Annotated in this window: 15 protein-coding genes and 1 pseudogene; 9 read left to right on the top strand and 7 right to left on the bottom strand. The window is 64.0% G+C overall.

All coding sequences use genetic code 11. The features are described from left to right. Positions 1-4 precede the first annotated feature (4 nt). The 5 genes from ACQ3DC_RS14590 to ACQ3DC_RS14610 form a co-directional block, all read right to left on the bottom strand. A complete protein-coding gene (locus ACQ3DC_RS14590; protein ID WP_430752564.1) occupies positions 5-1747 on the bottom strand; it encodes a hypothetical protein in 1743 nt (580 codons plus the stop codon). 79 nt (positions 1748-1826) lie between these two features. After that, positions 1827-3578, bottom strand: a complete 1752-nt coding sequence (locus ACQ3DC_RS14595) for a DUF5605 domain-containing protein (RefSeq protein ID WP_430752565.1) — start codon at positions 3576-3578, stop codon at positions 1827-1829. A gap of 39 nt (positions 3579-3617) precedes the next feature. Continuing rightward, a complete protein-coding gene (locus ACQ3DC_RS14600; protein ID WP_400575633.1) occupies positions 3618-4502 on the bottom strand; it encodes a carbohydrate ABC transporter permease in 885 nt (294 codons plus the stop codon). Beyond that, entirely contained in the window at positions 4502-5467 is a 966-nt protein-coding gene (locus ACQ3DC_RS14605) for a carbohydrate ABC transporter permease (protein ID WP_400575634.1), read from the bottom strand. Before ACQ3DC_RS14605 ends, ACQ3DC_RS14600 begins: the two co-directional genes overlap by 1 nt. Positions 5468-5552: 85 nt before the next feature. After that, positions 5553-6812, bottom strand: a complete 1260-nt coding sequence (locus ACQ3DC_RS14610) for an ABC transporter substrate-binding protein (protein WP_430752566.1) — start codon at positions 6810-6812, stop codon at positions 5553-5555. 389 nt (positions 6813-7201) lie between these two features. Between ACQ3DC_RS14610 and ACQ3DC_RS14615 the strand changes: the two are divergent. Both ACQ3DC_RS14615 and ACQ3DC_RS14620 read left to right on the top strand, forming a co-directional pair. Beyond that, positions 7202-7324 (top strand): annotated as a pseudogene (locus ACQ3DC_RS14615) (LacI family DNA-binding transcriptional regulator); the annotation flags it as partial. A gap of 66 nt (positions 7325-7390) precedes the next feature. Beyond that, positions 7391-8203 carry a substrate-binding domain-containing protein gene (locus tag ACQ3DC_RS14620; RefSeq protein WP_400575710.1) on the top strand — a complete coding sequence of 271 codons (813 nt, stop codon included), beginning with the start codon at positions 7391-7393 and terminating at the stop codon, positions 8201-8203. A 61-nt stretch (positions 8204-8264) separates the two neighbouring features. Here the strand turns inward: ACQ3DC_RS14620 and ACQ3DC_RS14625 are convergent, their stop codons facing one another. Beyond that, complete coding sequence (locus ACQ3DC_RS14625) at positions 8265-8975, bottom strand: FadR/GntR family transcriptional regulator (RefSeq protein ID WP_430752567.1); 711 nt, start codon at positions 8973-8975, stop codon at positions 8265-8267. A gap of 230 nt (positions 8976-9205) precedes the next feature. Here ACQ3DC_RS14625 and ACQ3DC_RS14630 point away from each other — a divergent pair, with 230 nt between their 5' ends. The 7 genes from ACQ3DC_RS14630 to ACQ3DC_RS14660 all read left to right on the top strand — a co-directional run bounded on the left by ACQ3DC_RS14630 (position 9206) and on the right by ACQ3DC_RS14660 (position 15571). Continuing rightward, complete coding sequence (locus ACQ3DC_RS14630; protein ID WP_430752568.1) at positions 9206-10570, top strand: MFS transporter; 1365 nt, start codon at positions 9206-9208, stop codon at positions 10568-10570. Positions 10571-10678: 108 nt separating this feature from the next. Beyond that, a complete protein-coding gene (locus tag ACQ3DC_RS14635; protein ID WP_430752569.1) occupies positions 10679-12436 on the top strand; it encodes a dihydroxyacetone kinase family protein in 1758 nt (585 codons plus the stop codon). Then, positions 12433-12903, top strand: coding sequence for a ribose-5-phosphate isomerase (locus ACQ3DC_RS14640; RefSeq protein ID WP_430752570.1), 471 nt, complete (start codon positions 12433-12435; stop codon positions 12901-12903). The genes ACQ3DC_RS14635 and ACQ3DC_RS14640 overlap by 4 nt, the downstream gene beginning before the upstream one ends. Further along, entirely contained in the window at positions 12887-13690 is an 804-nt protein-coding gene (locus ACQ3DC_RS14645) for a triose-phosphate isomerase family protein (RefSeq protein WP_430752571.1), read from the top strand. Before ACQ3DC_RS14640 ends, ACQ3DC_RS14645 begins: the two co-directional genes overlap by 17 nt. Continuing rightward, positions 13687-14505, top strand: a complete 819-nt coding sequence (locus ACQ3DC_RS14650) for a sugar phosphate isomerase/epimerase family protein (protein ID WP_430752572.1) — start codon at positions 13687-13689, stop codon at positions 14503-14505. Before ACQ3DC_RS14645 ends, ACQ3DC_RS14650 begins: the two co-directional genes overlap by 4 nt. A gap of 1 nt (position 14506) precedes the next feature. After that, on the top strand, positions 14507-15367 hold the full coding sequence (locus ACQ3DC_RS14655; protein WP_421093860.1) for a phosphogluconate dehydrogenase C-terminal domain-containing protein: 861 nt from the start codon (positions 14507-14509) through the stop codon (positions 15365-15367). Positions 15368-15418: 51 nt separating this feature from the next. Then, a complete protein-coding gene (locus ACQ3DC_RS14660) occupies positions 15419-15571 on the top strand; it encodes a hypothetical protein (RefSeq protein ID WP_430752573.1) in 153 nt (50 codons plus the stop codon). A gap of 184 nt (positions 15572-15755) precedes the next feature. Here ACQ3DC_RS14660 and ACQ3DC_RS14665 read toward each other — a convergent pair whose 3' ends face one another. After that, positions 15756-16637: a helix-turn-helix transcriptional regulator gene (locus tag ACQ3DC_RS14665; RefSeq protein ID WP_421093858.1), complete on the bottom strand. Its 882-nt coding sequence runs from the start codon at positions 16635-16637 to the stop codon at positions 15756-15758. Positions 16638-16645: the final 8 nt, after the last annotated feature.

Raw genomic sequence — 16645 nt, forward strand, 5'->3', positions numbered from 1 at the left:
CGAGTCAGCTCAGCGGCCGGGTGATGGCCGACCATGCCGGAATGTCAAGGATCAGCGCATAGCCGCCTTCAAGTTTGACAGCAATTTTCAGCGCGTCAGCGGTGAGGTTCGCGGCAAAGAGCAGCACCGCGGTTCGGGATGCGACCGGGTACAGCAACAGACCGGGGACGGCACCATCGACGTGCAGCACGTCAGCGCCGCGCAAGGCGGCCAGCTTTGCCATGATCCCGAACGACGGCGTAAGAGATCCTTCTGCCGTGATGAGGCCTCTAGGGCCGCTGGCCTCGAAGTAACTGATGGATTCCACCCCGGGCACCGTCAGTGCGTGGATACTGCCCAGCAGCCAGGCGGCGGTGAATTCCTCCGCCTGAAGCGGGTCGGTTGTCATGGCCTCCAAGGTGGCGGGGTCGTAGGCGCCGTCGGTGGCGACGGCGTTGAAGCGTGCCCTGAGTGTCACGGGGCCGACGTGCAGCGGCTTGCCGGATCCGAGAAGGTGGGCGTTCAGCGCCGTCTGCCGCTGGATCAGCAGGCTCTCGACGATGTGCGGCACTTCGGTGGCGTGCATCTGGGGCGTGATGCTGTAGGTGATGGCGTCGGCGTCTGCCCGAATGGAGTCCCGCCGGCGGTTGAGCTCGGTGAAGTGTGAACGGGCGCCGGAAAGCAATGCACCGGCGAATCCGAGACGTTTCGCCTCGGTGCGCAGCTGCTCCCACAACTCCGGCTCCGCTACGTGTCCCTGGGAGCTGAACGTCCCGATTCTAATGACATTCCCCAGAGGAAGCAGGTCCATTACCGGTGGGATGTCCGCGGCGGTGGCAGCGATTATCCGCACATCCAGGCGGCTGCCAAGTTCGGCGGCCTGCCCCGAGGCGTGCGCCAGCAGCCCTGCGGCCGCGGCGGGATCGCTGCCGGGAAGCTCCACGAGTAAGGCCTCCAGGCCGGGCAAGAACGGCAGTTTTACCGCCGATTGCGATGCTGATGTGCCCAGGGCCGGGACGCTCCCCCGGACATCCTTCCGAACGGTCAACACCTCCGTTGCGGACGGCCCGACAAAGGCTGTCGCAACCGCCGCCGTTGGTGCGGCGCTGAGCCGGACACTTTGATGGATCTGATGGCCGGCGTGGATATTGACGGGGAAGGGCCGGGATAGTGGGGTGCTGTAGGTCTTGAACGAGGCGTCCGTCCAGTTCCGCTGGTCTTCGGTTTCGAAAACGTCGCCGCTGAAGTCCAGCCGAAAGGCCGTACCGTCGCGTTCCCAGCTCATGGCGGCAATATCCACGAAGGGCTGGTGCGGGCTGATCTCCGGGGGAAAGGCACCTTTGGTCTCCGCGTGTTCGGGCGACGTGATGGTGACATCGCGGCCTGCGTCATCCGGTCCGTGAAGGACAACGAGACCTATGCGGTTGCTGCTAAAATCCTGCGTTGCAGTGCCTTCGAAGTACACGTGAAGATCATTGCCGGAAGCCTGGAGAGCCAGTTCGGCCGTGTACTCGCAGCCGAAACCGGTGAATCGGATAGCGAGGACCACGTTCAGTATTCCGGCTTCTCCGCTGGCGGTGACAGATTCGACGGTGGGCGAGAGAGTTCTCCAGTCGTGGTCCCGGACCACGGCACGGATGGCCCGAAGGACTGGCCGGCCGCGGTATTCAATCTCGGCGAGTTCGTCCCCGCGCAACTGGAACCGCCAGGGTCCGTGTGCAAGTTCCTGGGCAGGTGTAAGGAGCCGGGACTCGTTCTCCGCAAGCATCGTTGGACTTTCAGGTTGGGGTGGGCGGGGGCGGCGATGGCCGGGGGCTGCTGGAACGCCCCCGGCGACTGGATAGACGTCAGGCTACTGCGCGCAACCGGACGGCGATGTACTGCCGTCCGGGCAGGTCGATGCGGAACCGGCCTTGAAAGGTGCCGGGAAGTGTTTCCACTGTCATGTTCCACGTGTCGATGACGTCGATCTCGAAGGTGATGTCCTGAGGCTTCACGAACCGTCGGTACGTGGGCTGAAAGAAGCCGAAGTAGATCAGCTCGTGCTCGTCCTCAAGGCCGGCGCTGATGACGTCCCAGTGACCCTCCAGGGGTTCAAGCCGGCCACCCGGAACTTCGCTGATGATGCGGCGCAGGAAACCGATCCGGTCCGGGCTTGTTCCCTTGAAGGAGCCACCTTTGGCCCACCACAGGACGTCGTTAGGGTCCATGTAGGTTTCGCCGTGTCCGACGTAGCCGCCACGGATGGCCCCTTCCCAGAACCGCCGGGTCATCTCTTCCCCGGTGATGTTGCCCCAGCCCTGGTCGATGTTGCCTTCGTAGGCGCACTCGTCGATGACCACGGGCTTGCCGTACTGTGCGCGCCATTCGGTGGTCATCTCGGCGGTCTTGTAGATGTCGCGGCGCTGGATGCTGCAGTGCGTTACCCAAGGCCGTGAGTGGTCGTAGAACTCGCGGCAGTTGTGGATGGAGAGCAGGTGCCCGTTGGGGTCGTTGGCGGTGACGATGTCCGCGAAGCGTTCCCAGTCCTCGGTGTTCTTGCCGAAGAGGAGGTCGTACTCGTTGGCGAGGGACCACCAGATGTTGCGCTTTGAGGCCAGGCGGGCGACGGCGTACTTGACGAATAGGTCGTCCGCGTCCGGGCCCATGGTGGAGAAACCCCAGCGGTCGTATGCATGGAACAGGATCAGGTCGGCTTCGATGCCGAGCTCTTCGAGCTGGTCGATCCGGCGTTCCAGGTGGGCCCAGAAGGCCGGGTTAGGGCGAAGGTAATCAAAACCCCTATCCACTGATCCCTCATAGGGGTAGATTTCCGGTTCGTTTTCGTTGAACAGGTAGGACTTCGGGAACACGCACATGCGCATCTTATTGAAGGGCCCGTTGGCCAGGCTCCTCAGCGTCTCTTGCTCCAAGTCATCCCCCTGATGCGTCCAGGCGTAGGAGGTAGTGCCCAGTGGGACGTGGGGGGTGCCGTCATCGTAGGCAAAGTGGAACTGCTTCACTACGCGGACGACCCCAAGGGAGGTGGCAGCTCCGGCTTCGAAACTGCCGCTGATGCCGTTCAGTGATCGTGCGTTGCTGGCGGTGGTAAAGGACCAGGTGCCGCTTTCCGGAACCAGCAGGCGGATGCGGTAGGTGCCTTCCCCGTCGTAGAAGCCAGGCACAGTGAAGCTCGAACCGTTGCTGCTGAAGTTGGCGGAGAGATCGACGTCGGTGAAGGGGTTCCCGTGGCCGGGGCCGTTCAGTTCAATTTCAAAGGCAGACCATTTTGCTGAGGTTGAGGGGAAGCTGGTCTGGGCGCTGGCCTCGGGAGTGTCGGCTGGTTCGTAATCCTGCTGCGGCTGAGGCCGGGGGGCCTTTGCTTGTTCCCGCACTGCTGCGGGCTCGATGGCGGTCAGGCGTGCCAGGATCTCAGCGCGACGGGTGTCATCGGCGCGGAGCTGTTCCTCGGTGCCCAAAATGAGCCCCAGCGGGTAGTGGTAGAGCGTATGCAGGATGGGGTTGTTCGCCAGTTCGGGGATCTCTTTGGAAATGATCCCGTGGGCGGACGGGTCGCGCATGACCTCGAACAACGGCGTCGTCGCGGTGAAGGATGGCATTGGTACCTCTCTGGTGATGTAAAGATCGGGGCGGGTGTCTTAGCCCTTGACGGCGCCGCTGAACATACCCTCGACGAAGTAGCGCTGGAAGAGCAGATACACGATGAGGACCGGGAGGATCGACATGATCGTGAAGGCGTTCAGCGGGCCGTAGGAGCTAGTGAACTGGGACTGGAAGCCCTGGATCGCCAGAGGGATGGTCTGGGCTGCCTGGTCCTGCAGGATCACCAGGGCGATGGCGTATTCGTTCCAGGTGGCCACGAAGTCCAAAATGAACAGCGCCGCGAGGGCCGGTTTGGACAGGGGAAGGATGATCTGCCAGAACAGGCGCCAGTTCCCGCCGCCGTCGACGCGGACGCTTTCGTCAATTTCCTTGGGGATGGCGCTGAAGAACCCGTGCAGGATGAAGATCTGGATGGGCAGGCCGAAACCGATGTACGGGAGGATGACGCCGACGGGGCTGTTCAGCAGGCCCATATCGAGGATCGTCTTAAACAGCGGACCCAAGGCGACCTGGATTGGCACCATGGAACCAAGGGCGAACGCACCCAGTAGCAGCTTGCTGTGCCTGAAACGGATACGCGACAAGCCAAATGCTGCCGCTGCCGAGAAGAGTAGGCCCAGCGGTACCTTGATAGCGGCGATGAGAAGGCTGTTGCCGCCGGCGGTAAGGAGGTTTCCGGTTTCGATTGCTTCGGTGTAGTTCTCCCATTCAGCAGCCAGAGGCAGGGTGAAGGAGGAGGTGTTGAAGATCGCCGATTCGGACTTCAGCGATGTGAACATCACGAAGAGCAGCGGCATAGCCCAGATCGCCATGGTGACGGCCAGTGCCAGCCACAGCCCGATCCTTACGTAGTCGACATTGCGGCGTGGACGGGAGGTTCCGTCGGCGTGCTTTGCGCGCCCGAGTGTCAGGGTGCTCATCAGTCTTCGTTTCCTTTGGTGGACCAGATCAGGTAAGGGATGACAAGGACAAGGGTGATTCCGAGCAGTACGGTGGCGATCGCGTTGCCCATGCCGAAGTCGTGCTGCAGGAAGGACTGGGAGTAGGACCACAGCGCCAGCACCTGCGAAGACTGGGCGGGGCCGCCCCCGGTCATGCCGACCACCAGGTCGAAGACCTTGATGGAGTGCACGATCGTCAGGACGAGGACGACGACGACGGTGGGCCGGAGGGCAGGGAAGGTTACGTGGCGAAAGACCTTCCAGTTGTTCGCCCCGTCCAGCTTGGCCGATTCGACCAGATCCTTGGACACGCTTTGGAGGCCGGCAAGGAACAGGACCATGTTCAGGCCGGCGATCTGCCAAACGAAGGCAGCAAAGATGGCGTAGATGGCGACTTTGGGATCACTGAGGAAGGTGACTCCCGAGCCGTCGCCGATGTTCCAGGCCTTGGCGAGCTCGGAGAACACGCCGTAGTTCGGGTTGTACATCCAGCGCCACATGTTGGCGATGGCGATGGGGGCCAGGACGCCGGGAATGTAGAACACGGATCGGAAGAGGTTTCGTCCGAAGATGGGCCGGTTCAGGGCCAGGGCCATCACCAGCCCGAGCGTGGTGGGGATTACCAGGGAGAGCAGGACCCAGACAATGGTGTTCTGCATTGCCGTCCAGAACACCGGGTCCTGGGTGAAGAGACGTACATAGTTCTGGAACCCGACGAACACTTGCGGGTCGGTGTTGAAGCCCGACCATTCGTACAGGCTCAATCGCACGGCGCTGACCATCGGGCCGATAACAAAGACTACGTATGCGGCCAGGGCAGGGGCGAGGAACGGCAGCGCCGCGACGAAACCACCTTTGCCAAGGCGCTTCAGGAAGGGTTTTTTCGGAAGATTCCGCGGCGCGGGCACCTGCGTCTGGTGGGGCGCGGCTATGAGCTTGGACAAGAGGTCGCCTTTGATCTTTGGATCGGTTAAGGGGCTAAGGGTGGGACTGCGCGCGGGGCGCACGGCCCCACCCTTAGCGGAGGAGCTACTTGCTCGAATCCAGGAACTTCTGGAACTCAGCCCCGGCCTTGGCCGGGTCCAGGCCGCCCGTGGCAACCAGGTTCTGAATGCGCCAGTACTCAGTGGTCTGGGACTGGCTGAGGTTCTGGTCATTGTTCATGTACAGGCCCTTGGCATCTTCGAAGATTCCCTCCCAGGACTTGCTGAGTTCATCCGTGGCGGTGGGCTTCACTTCCTTGTTCACCGACTGGGTCGAGAACTTGCCCAGAGTCTCCTTCTGCACCGGAGTGGACATCATGAAGTCCAGGAATTTGGCGGCCGCAGCTGCGTCCTTGCTGTCCTTGGTGATGTACATGGCCTGCTCGAAGCCGTACATGCGGCCCGTTCCTGTTGGCAGCGGGAACACGCCCATGTCGTCGGGCTTGGCAGCGTTGTCCTGGATCTGGGCGTTGAACCAGTCTCCTTCAAGAGCCATGGCGGCCTTGCCGTTGAAGAACAGGGACGAGGATTCGTCGTTGTTGATGCCGATGAATCCGGGGTTGAAGTAGTCCTTGGACCACTTTTGCAGGTTGGTGAAGGACTCGGTCACGCACTCCTCCTGGCCCCAGTTGGCCTGCTTGGTGACCAGCTTGTCGAAGATTTCCGAGCCGCAGTACCCTTCGAGGAACGTGTCGAGCAGGCGCATAACGTGCCAGTTCACCGTGCCCCCGAATTCGATGGGGGTGATGCCGGCGTCCTTGAGCTTGGCGGCCACGGCGTTCAGCTCATCGAGGGTCTTAGGCAGTTCGGTGATGCCGGCCTGCTGAAACAAAGCCTTGTTGTAGTAGAGCGCTTCGCCGTTGAGCTTCCACGGCACACCGTGGTAACCGCCGTACTGCGTAACAGGGGCCAAGGCCGCCTCGGTGAACCTCTCGGGCCATTTGTACTCGGTGTACTGGGCGGTCAGGTCGGCGCTGGCGCCGTTCTTGACCAACTCACCGCCAAGACCCGGCCCCGCCCAGTAGTCATAGATATCGGGAGCAGCTGCGGTGCCGATGGACGTACGCAGGGCATCCTTGTGGGCATCGACTGCCCGGTTGGTCTTCTTGATCTTGATGTCGGGGTTGGCGGCCTCGAAGTCCTTGATGATCTTCTCCTGTGCCTCCGATGCAGATGGGGAGGCGGGATTGATAACCCACCAGTCCAGCTGGGTTTTGCCTGAAGTATCGGATCCTGCTCCGGCAGAGCAGCCGGCCAGTACGGCAATGGCCGTTAGAGCAACAGCGCCTTTGGCAAGCAAACGCATCGTCGCGTCCTTTCGTAGGTTTACGTTGGGGGTGCCTTCGTCACTGAATAGTCGGCCGCCCCCTCGAAAAGTTGCGGGTGTGACCTGGCCCATAACCGAGTATGTAGGTTTACGATAACCTATGTCAACCGGTTGACCAATTCATCTCTCGAACTCGTGCTTGCCGGGCACCAGCCCCAAGCCGCTGCCCTGTGCTAGTAAACAGGAAATGGATTTTGGCCCGTTCCCAACGCCGGGGCACGTGCGTAGGTTATCGTAAACTTATTCTGCGGGCAGCCCCAATGTGAGGCCTCCGCAGTGGCCTCGTGGACGGCAATACGTGCCGGTCCGGGAGGGGAGGCGATGAGGGTGGAAACGTGACGAAGGTAAGAACGTCAATGCGGCCAAGCATGGCTGACGTCGGAAGGCTGGCCAATGTGTCGACACAGACAGTGTCGCGCTATTTCACCGGGGTCGGTTATGTCCGGACTGAAACGCGGGAGCGGATTGCTGCTGCGATTGAAGAACTCGGGTATGTGCCCAACCAGTCCGCGCGCACTCTTCGCACGAGCAGGACAAACTCAGTTGGAGTCCTAACCATGGGCGCGTTCAACTACGGAAGCGCCGGCGTCCTTACCGGCTTGGGCCTTGCTGCCCGCGAGGCAGACGTCACGCTCACTATTGCTGCGCTGGACCTGGATTTTGAGGCCAAGGGCTGGGAGATCGAGGCGAGGCGGGCGCTGCTGCACTTCAAGTCCGTACAGGTCGACGGGATCGTTCTCTCCACCCCACTGCCGGACGTGGACAAGTTGACTGCCGACTGGGACCAATCCACTCCCCTGATCACGGTCTCCGAACTGCCATGGACGGACGAAGGCTCCGCCGGCACCCATTCCCATGCGGCCGGCCTTGAAGCAACACAGCACCTCATCGGGCTGGGGCACCGGGACATCGTGCATGTTGCCGGCCCGTCGACCCGAAATGAGGCGCGGGAGCGGGAGCGGGGCTACCGCGACGCTATGCTGGGCGCCGGGCTTGTACCGCAGGTGCTTCATGTGGCGGATGACTGGTCATCGGTGTCAGGATTCCGTGCCGGCGAACTGGCGGATCCGGCAAGATTCACAGGTGTCTTTGCAGCCAACGACGAGATCGCACTTGGCTTCATGAGCGCCCTGGAAAGACGCGGTAAGCGGGCACCTGAGGATTTCTCGATTGTCGGAGTTGATGACATGCCCGCAGCCGCCTACTTCTCACCCCCGCTGACCACCATGCGGCTTGACTTCAGGGCTCTTGGCCTCGCAACGTTCAAAATGCTTCATCACCAGATCCTCACGGGAGAACGGGCCCAGCATCACGTCGTGGAACCTGAACTGGTCGTGCGTGCATCAACCTCGGTAGCCCGCAACCCCTGACCTACCTGCGCCCCGGCGAGGCCGCAAGCCCGGCCCCTGCGGCACCTGCCGACCCTGGGAGCTACTGCGATGCATCAAATCCGAGGAGCAGGCGCCGGGAGGCGGTCTCCATGTGGGAGCGCATGGTGGCTGTGACCGCGGCGGAGTCCCGCGCCTTCAAGGCAGTGTGAATTTCTGCATGTTCCTTGAGGGCAGCGGCCGCGTGGCCCTCGTCAGTGAGGGCACGGTCCACCCAGATCCGCAACAGGGAACGGATGCTCTGCAGCAGTTCCTGCAGCACTTGGTTTCCCGAGCTCTCGGCGATTTCCCGGTGGAAGGCCGCGTCAGCCTCCACGAAGGCAGCAAGGTCATCAAGGGTGGCCGCCATAATGTCCAAGTGGCCCTGCATCCTGTCGAGAGCTTCGTCCGTGATCCGCTCGGCGGCCAGCTGGGCCGCCTGGACTTCAAGGCCGCCACGCAGTTCCACAAGCTCACGGGTCCGGGGCGCGCCGAGCATCATGCCCCAACTGAGCGTACGCGGCAGCAGCTCCGAGACCCCGTCGCGAAGATACGTTCCGGATCCGGGCCGGACCACAACAATACCTAGGATCTCCAAGGCCGCCAGGGCCTCCCGAACGGCTGACCTCCCAACGCCAAGCGTCGCTGCCAGCTGACGTTCCGCAGGCAGCCTTGTACCTGGTGCGATGTCCCCGCTGGTGAAATATGCGAGGAGCCGCTCGGCCACTTCAGAGACAACGGATCCTTGCTCCATGGGTGCAAGGGCTGCGGTCATCTGATGTATCGCAGAGGAGTCTGTTGTCATCTTCACAGGGTAGCAACCGGATGACCGTCTGATGGCTCGGCCAGCCAGATATCAACCGGTTGACCAATTTTGATTTGGCTCGTATGGTTGAACTCGCATGCTTTAGCCGCCGGCCCGGTTCGCTGACCCTTTCCGGCATGAGACAGACCCGGAGCTTCCAGAGAGGGACGCTCCGGGGGCATCACTATCTAGGAGTCAACGTGGACACCATCCAATCGGTGGTCGAAAAATCAGCAATCAGGAAAGTGGCGATCCGGCTTGTCCCGTTCGTCGCCCTGATGTTCTTCATCAACTACCTGGACCGCACCGCCATCTCGTTCGCCGGCCCCAACGGCATGAACACGGACCTAGCGCTCTCCGCCGCACAGTTCGGCTTCGCGTCAGGCGTGTTCTTCATCGGCTACATCCTGCTGGAGGTCCCCAGCAACCTGGCCCTGCACAAGTTCGGCGCCCGCCGCTGGCTCGCCCGCATCATGGTCAGCTGGGGCATCGTGTCCCTGCTGTTCACCTGGGTGGGCAACGTGGAGCAGCTCTACATCCTGCGCTTCATTTTGGGTGTGGCCGAGGCTGGCTTCTTCCCGGGCGCCATCCTCTTCCTCAGCCTCTGGGTCCCATCCCGGCACCGCAGCAAGATCCTCGCCCTCTTCTACCTGGCCCAGCCTCTGACCACCGTGATCGGTGCACCGCTGGCCGGCCTCCTCATCCAGCAGCACGGCCTCTTCGGCCTTGAAGGCTGGCGCGTCATGTTCTTCGGCGTTGCCCTCCCCGCCATCATCGTCGGCGTCATCGCCTGGTTCTACCTGGCCGACTCCCCCGCGACTGCCACCTGGCTGACGCAGGAGGAGAAGACCTGGCTGACCGGCGCCTTGGAAAAGGAAAAGCAGGAAACCGCCGCCAGCAACAAGCACGTCAGCGTCCGCACCGTCTTCGGCAACGGCCGCGTCTGGATGCTCTCGCTCATCTACTTCGGCTTCATCTACGGCCTGTACGCACTCGGCTTCTTCCTGCCCACCATCATCGCCGGCTTCGAAGGCATCTACGGCACCAAGTTCGACGTGTTCCAGAAGGGCCTGATCACGGCAATCCCATACCTGCCCGCGGTTTTCGCCCTGTACTTCTGGTCCAAGGATGCCACCAAGCGCGGCGTCAGGACCTGGCACATCGCGCTTCCCGCCCTGACCGGCGCGATCAGCATCCCGCTGGCCCTGTTCGCCGGCTCCCCGGCAGCCACCATCGCCGTCATCACCATCACCGCCATGTCCATCTTCGCGGCGCTGCCCAACTTCTGGACGGTGCCCACGCAGTTCCTCACCGGCGCCGCGGCAGCAGCGGGCATCGCTCTCATCAACACGGTGGGCAACCTGGCAGGCTTCAGCGCCGGCTACATCACCGGCTGGCTCAAGGACCTGACGGGCAGCTATACGGTTCCCATGTTCGTCGTCGGCGGCTTCATGTTCCTCTCCTGCATCCTCATGGTGACCCTCAGCAGCGCCGGCAAGGTCAGCGAAGGCGGCCAAACCGAGGCGCTGGACCCGGCCGGAGCCGGACAGCACGCAGAGCCGTAAATACCGCGCGACACAAAACCCGGTGGCGTCCCCCTCACCCGGGGGCGCCACCGCCCCAAACTGCACCACCGAACGATCTCCCACCACGTCAGTCCCAGGAGCTTTCCCATGACCCGCCTGTTCAACGAACCCGCAGCCTTCGCTGACGAAATGATCGATGGCTTCGTCGCCTCCCACGGCCGCTGGGTCAAGCGCGTCTCCGGCGGCGTGGTCCGCAACACCAAGAGCACCCCGGACACGGTGGCCCTGGTGATCGGCGGCGGCTCAGGCCACTACCCTGCCTTCGCAGGGCTGGTGGGACAGGGCCTCGCGCACGGCGCCGCGATGGGCAACCTCTTCGCCTCCCCGTCCGCGCAACAGGTCTACAACGTGGCCAAGGCAGCGGACAACGGCGCAGGCGTGCTGCTGGGCTACGGCAACTACGCCGGCGACGTCCTGCACTTCACACAGGCCCAGGAACGCCTCCGCCGGGAAGGTATCGACTGCCGGAGCATCGCCGTGACCGACGACGTCTCCTCGGCCCCGCTGGCCGAACGCGCCAAGCGCCGCGGCATCGCCGGCGACCTGACCGTCTTCAAGGTGGCCGCCGCAGCCGCAGAGGCCGGCTACTCCATGGACGCCGTGGTGGACATCGCCGAGCGCGCCAACGACCGCACCCGCTCCTTCGGCGTCGCCTTCAGCGGCTGCACCCTGCCGGGCGCGGACCACCCGCTGTTCTCTGTCACGGAGGGCCGCATGGCCGTGGGCATGGGCATCCATGGCGAGCCTGGCATCGGCGAGACAGACATTCCGACGGCGGATGGACTCGCCGAGCTGCTGGTGTCCAGGCTGCTCACCGAGATCCCCGACGGCGTCACCCTTGCCGGGGACAAAACGGGATCCCGCGTGGTTCCCATCCTCAACGGCCTGGGCAGCGTGAAATACGAAGAGCTCTTTGTGGTCTACCGCCGGGTTGCCCAACTCTTGGCCGAGACCGGGCTGGAAGCGGTGGACCCACAGGTGGGCGAACTCGTTACCAGCTTCGACATGGCCGGAACCTCCCTTAGCCTGTTCTGGCTCGACGACGAACTCGAAACCCTGTGGAACGCCCCCGCCGATGCTCCCGCTTTCCGCCGCGGCGCCGTCACCGCCGATGCCCTGGAGGCAAGGGACGCGGTTGAAGAGGCCGACGTCGAACTTTCCATCCCCGGTGCCACAGCGGACTCCCGGGCAGCCGCCGCGCGGGTCCTCGCCGCGCTGGATGCTGCGAAGACCGTGGTGGACGCCAACGCCCACGAGCTGGGCCGGATCGACGCCATCGCCGGCGACGGCGACCACGGCATTGGCATGGAACGCGGCGTCCGCGCCGCAGTCGAAGCCGCAACGGACGCCGTCGGACGCGGGGCTGGGGCAGCCACCACCCTGTACTTCGCCGGTGACGCCTGGGCCGACAAAGCAGGCGGCACCTCCGGCGCGCTCTGGGGAATGGCCCTGCGCGCCGTCGCCGACGCCGTGGGTGACATCAAAGCGCCCGACGGCGATGCTGTCGCCGCCGGGGTCGCAGGGGCAGCTGCGGCAATCATGGAGTTCGGCAAGGCCAAGCCCGGCGACAAAACCCTGGTGGACGTCCTGGTCCCGTTCCGCGACGCCCTCACCTCAGAGGTGGTCGCCGGGAAGAGCCTCACCGAAGCCTGGGGCACCGCAGCCGCCACCGCCCAGGAAGCCGCCGACGCCACAGCCAACTTGCTTCCCCTGATGGGCCGGGCACGTCCGCACGCCGAGAAGAGCCTGGGCACCCCGGACGCCGGCGCCGTCTCCATGGCACTGATCATCCGGGCAATCCACAACACTTTTGCCGAGAACACCCCAACTAAGGAGAAAGCATGAGCGCCAGACTGCGCCTGGTCATTGGAGCCGACGACGCCGGTTTCGAGTATAAGGAAGCCCTAAAAGCTGACCTGGAAGCCTCCGAACTGGTGGGATCCGTGACCGACGTCGGTGTGGACGCCGCCAGCCACACCCCCTACCCGTCCGTGGCTATCGCCGCCGCCGAGCTCATCGCCGCCGGCAAGGCAGACCGCGCACTGCTCGTCTGCGGCACTGGCCTGGGCGTGGCCATCGCAGCTAACAAGGTCCCCGGAGTCCGCGCCGTCACCGCGCACGACAGCTTCTCGGTAGAACGCTCCATCCTCTCCAACAACGCCCAGGTCCTCACCTTCGGCCAGCGCGTGGTCGGCCTGGAACTCGCCCGTCGCCTCGCCAAGGAATGGCTCACCTACACCTTCGACGAAAGCTCCGCGTCTGCAGAGAAAGTCACGCTGATTAAGGACTACGAAGGTGTCACTTCCTGCTAACAACCCGAAGGCCATCATCGGCGTCAGCCTGAAGATGTACTTCGGCTACCAGCGCTCGGTGGACTACTGCCGCGACGTGGCGGCGATCGCCCTCGCACACCCGGCAGTCCGGAGCGGCGGCGTTGAACTCTTCGTACTGCCCACCCTTCCGGTTCTTCCCGAGGCCGCCCGCATCCTGGGCCCCGCGGGAGCCGCCACCGGCGCGCAGGATATCTTCTGGGAGGACGAAGGCGCCTTCACCGGCGAGGTCGGCGGCAAAACCGTGGCGGAACTCGGCGGCCGCTACGCCGAAGTGGGCCACGCCGAACGGCGCCGCATCTTCGGCGAGGACGACAGGATCATTGGCCTGAAGACCGCCGCCGCCTACCGCAACGGCCTCACCCCGGTCCTGTGTGCCGGTGAGCTGCATCAGGGATCCGTGGAAGAGGCAATCACACGCTGCTCCGCGGAGATTGACGCCGCGATCAACCGGGCCCGGACCCTCGGACCGGCCGGCCGGACCATCGTGGCCTACGAGCCGCAGTGGGCCATCGGCGCCCCGGAACCCGCGACGCCGGAGTACATCAGCGCCGTCATCACCGGACTGGACGCCCACCTGCGCGCACTGCCCGGCCAGGAGAACAGCCGCGTGATCTACGGCGGCAGCGCCGGCCCGGGCCTGATCACCAAACTCGACTCCGCCGTCGCCGGCCTCTTCCTGGGCCGCTTCGCCCACGATCCCAAGGCGCTGAAGACCATCCTGGACGAGACCGCCGCACGGCTAGCCGCAGCGGAGGTGACAGTATGACGTCACGCAGTGGGCAGGGTTCAAGGATTGGCCTGAGCAGCTACGCATTCTTCTGGCAGCTCTCGGACAAGGTCTCGGAGCCGCTAAGCATCCACGACGCGCTGGAGCGCACAGCGGACCTGGGCGTGGACCTCTTCCAGGTCTGCGACTACGCCCCGCTGGAAGCCATGACGGACTCCGAACTGGAAGCAGTCCGGGCCACAGCGGACCGGTTGGGCATCTCCCTGGAGCTCGGCACCAAGGGCATCCGCCCGGAGCACCTGCGGAAGTTCCTGCACATCGCCGGGATACTGGGTTCTCCCCTGCTGCGGACCATGTTCAACACCCCGGGCCACACCCCAACGAACGAGGAGGCGGTGGGAATCTTCAAGGAGGTCATGCCCGCGTTCGAGGCCGCAGGGGTGAAGATCGCGGTGGAGACCTACGAGCAGGTTCCCACCTCCCGGATCCTGGACGTGATCCGGGGCGTGGACAGCCCGTACCTGGGCATCTGCAGCGATCCCGCCAACACCGTCGCGGCGCTGGAAATCCCGCGCGAGGTGATTGACGCCGTCGCGCCCCATGTCCTGAACATGCACATCAAGGATTTCGCGTTCAGCCGCAAGGACGGCTGGGTCGGCTTTACCTATGCCGGGGCCCCGCTCGGCGAAGGCCTGCTCGACTACGACTACATGGTCAGCACCATCAAGCCCCACCAAAAAAACATCAACCAGATCGTCGAACACTGGCTGCCCTGGCAGGACTCCGAGGCCGAAACCATCCGCCTCGAAAACCAGTGGACCCGGCACAGCATCGAATTCCTAAGGAGCAAATGAAATGTCAGCAGAAAAATTGACCGTCGCCGTCATCGGAGCCGGAGGCAAGATGGGAATGCGCGTTTCGCGGAACCTCCAGAAGAGCGCCCACACCGTGTTCTACAGCGAGAACTCCCCCGCCGGGCAGGAACGCATCAAGGCCGAAGGGCGCGACATCAGCACCACTGACGACGCCGTCAAGGGGGCCGACGTGGTCATCCTCGCCGTCCCGGACACCGTCCTGGGCATCGTCTCCGAAGGCGTCGTCCCGCAGATGAAGGCAGGCGCGATCCTGCTCACCCTTGACCCCGCCGCCGCCTACGCCGGCCTGCTGGCAAAGCGCGACGACGTCGTCCAGGCGGTTGCGCACCCCTGCCACCCGTCCGTGTTCCTGGAGCGCACCACCAAGGAAGAGTGGGCCGACACCTTCGGCGGCGAAGGCGCCCCGCAGAACGTGGTTGCCGCGATCGACGACGACGCCTCCGAGGAGGCCAAAGCAGCTGCCGAGGCAACCATCCGCGTCATCTACGCCCCCGTCATCGACGTCCACTGGGTCACCGTCAAGCAGCTCGCCATCCTGGAACCAACCCTGGTGGAAACCGTGGCCTGCATGATCGGCACCCTGCTGAACGAGGCACTGCACGAGACCGTACACACCGCCGGGGTGCCCGAGGAAGCCGCCAAGGCCATGCTGTTCGGCCACGTCCAGATCGCCTTGACCAACGCCCTCCGCGGCTCCAACCCGTTCTCCGAGGCCTGCGAAATCGCCATCCAATACGGCAAGGACACCATCATCAAGGACGACTGGAAGAAGATCTTCGACGACTCCGAACTCGACAGCGTCATCGCCAAGATGCTCAAGCTGGACGCCGTCAAAGGCTAACCCGCGGAGGAGGCAACTCAGCGCTGCCCCCTCCCTCCAGGAATCCAGGCGATGAATACACCTGTAACATCCGGCGGTGCGGCCCTCGAGAACTACAAAGCCTGGCAACCAGCCGAGGATTGGACCCTGCTCGAGGGCTGCGACGTCGAGGTACACCACCGCAAGGGACTGCTGGACCAAGGACGGGGCGACGCTAACTGCTGACGGAAACATCCTCAGGCTTCTGCGCCATCTGTTGGCAATAAGCAAAAGCGCAGCAAGCGGGCGGCCCGGACGCGATCCCGCACAAGCGCACGGACCGTTCAACCCTGGCGCAGCGCCGCTGCCGTGGCGTAACGGCTGATGCTTCCGGTGGCACCGATTACCAGAGCGGTGGAGGGCCGGTGGTTCATTGTTTCTCTTTGACTGGGGCCGCTGTGGTTTCGCGCTGGGTGGCGGCCCAGCTGGCCAGGACTTTGAGGGCGTCCTCGGAAGGGGTGGCCGGCTCTGCGGTGTACACGTTGATGCGCAGGCCCGGGTCCGCGGGGAGTTCCAGGGCCTCAAAGCTTAGGTCCAGGTCCCCCACGATCGGGTGATGCAGGCGTTTGCGGCCGGTGCGGTGGTACTTCACGTCGTGCCGGGCCCAGCGGGTGCGGAACTCCTCGCTGCGGGTCGAGAGCTCGCCGATCAGGTCCGACAGGTCCTTGTCGTACGGGTTTTTCCCTGCTGTGGACCGCAGCACGGCAACAATATCGTCCGCGGCGCGTTCCCAGTCGGCGAAGAACTCCCGCGCTTTCGGATTCAGGAAGGTGAACCGTGCGCTATTGGGCGGGGTGCCGCCGTCGGTCATCATCTCCAGGTACAGCGCCCGGCCGAGCTCGTTCGAGGACAGGATGTCGCCGCGGTCGTTGCGGACCCAGGCCGGAGCTGTGGTAATCGCATCAATGACGCGCTGCACGCTGGGCCGCACCGTATGCGGGCTCCGCTTGCGGCGCACCCGCGGCGCAGACATGGACGCGCGGGCCAGATCAAAAAGGTGAGCGGTCTCAGCGTCGTCCAGCTGCAGAGCGCGGGCAAGCGCCTCCAGGACGCTGTCCGACGCGCCGGAAAGGTTCCCCCGCTCCAGGCGGATGTAATAGTCGATGCTCATTCCCGCGAGCATCGCGACTTCCTCGCGGCGCAGGCCCTTGACCCGCCGATTGCCGCCATAGACGGGCAGCCCGGCTTCATCGGGCGTTAGCCGGGCCCGGCGGGAGGTCAGGAACTTCCGCACGTCGTCGTTGTGTGTCATGGCATCCA

It is taken from the genome of Paenarthrobacter sp. NEAU-H11 (assembly GCF_050573415.1).
Lineage (GTDB): Bacteria > Actinomycetota > Actinomycetes > Actinomycetales > Micrococcaceae > Arthrobacter.

Bases quoted from the DNA above. Each gene is read 5' to 3' on its own strand.
- ACQ3DC_RS14635 (WP_430752569.1), top strand. From the start codon at position 10,679: ATGACCCGCCTGTTCAACGAACCCGCAGCCTTCGCTGACGAAATGATC.
- ACQ3DC_RS14590 (WP_430752564.1), bottom strand. From the start codon at position 1,747: ATGCTTGCGGAGAACGAGTCCCGGCTCCTTACACCTGCCCAGGAACTT.
- ACQ3DC_RS14660 (WP_430752573.1), top strand. From the start codon at position 15,419: ATGAATACACCTGTAACATCCGGCGGTGCGGCCCTCGAGAACTACAAA.
- ACQ3DC_RS14610 (WP_430752566.1), bottom strand. From the start codon at position 6,812: ATGCGTTTGCTTGCCAAAGGCGCTGTTGCTCTAACGGCCATTGCCGTA.
- ACQ3DC_RS14620 (WP_400575710.1), top strand. From the start codon at position 7,391: ATGGGCGCGTTCAACTACGGAAGCGCCGGCGTCCTTACCGGCTTGGGC.
- ACQ3DC_RS14640 (WP_430752570.1), top strand. From the start codon at position 12,433: ATGAGCGCCAGACTGCGCCTGGTCATTGGAGCCGACGACGCCGGTTTC.
- ACQ3DC_RS14600 (WP_400575633.1), bottom strand. From the start codon at position 4,502: ATGAGCACCCTGACACTCGGGCGCGCAAAGCACGCCGACGGAACCTCC.
- ACQ3DC_RS14665 (WP_421093858.1), bottom strand. From the start codon at position 16,637: ATGACACACAACGACGACGTGCGGAAGTTCCTGACCTCCCGCCGGGCC.
- ACQ3DC_RS14650 (WP_430752572.1), top strand. From the start codon at position 13,687: ATGACGTCACGCAGTGGGCAGGGTTCAAGGATTGGCCTGAGCAGCTAC.
- ACQ3DC_RS14595 (WP_430752565.1), bottom strand. From the start codon at position 3,578: ATGCCATCCTTCACCGCGACGACGCCGTTGTTCGAGGTCATGCGCGAC.
- ACQ3DC_RS14625 (WP_430752567.1), bottom strand. From the start codon at position 8,975: ATGACCGCAGCCCTTGCACCCATGGAGCAAGGATCCGTTGTCTCTGAA.
- ACQ3DC_RS14655 (WP_421093860.1), top strand. From the start codon at position 14,507: ATGTCAGCAGAAAAATTGACCGTCGCCGTCATCGGAGCCGGAGGCAAG.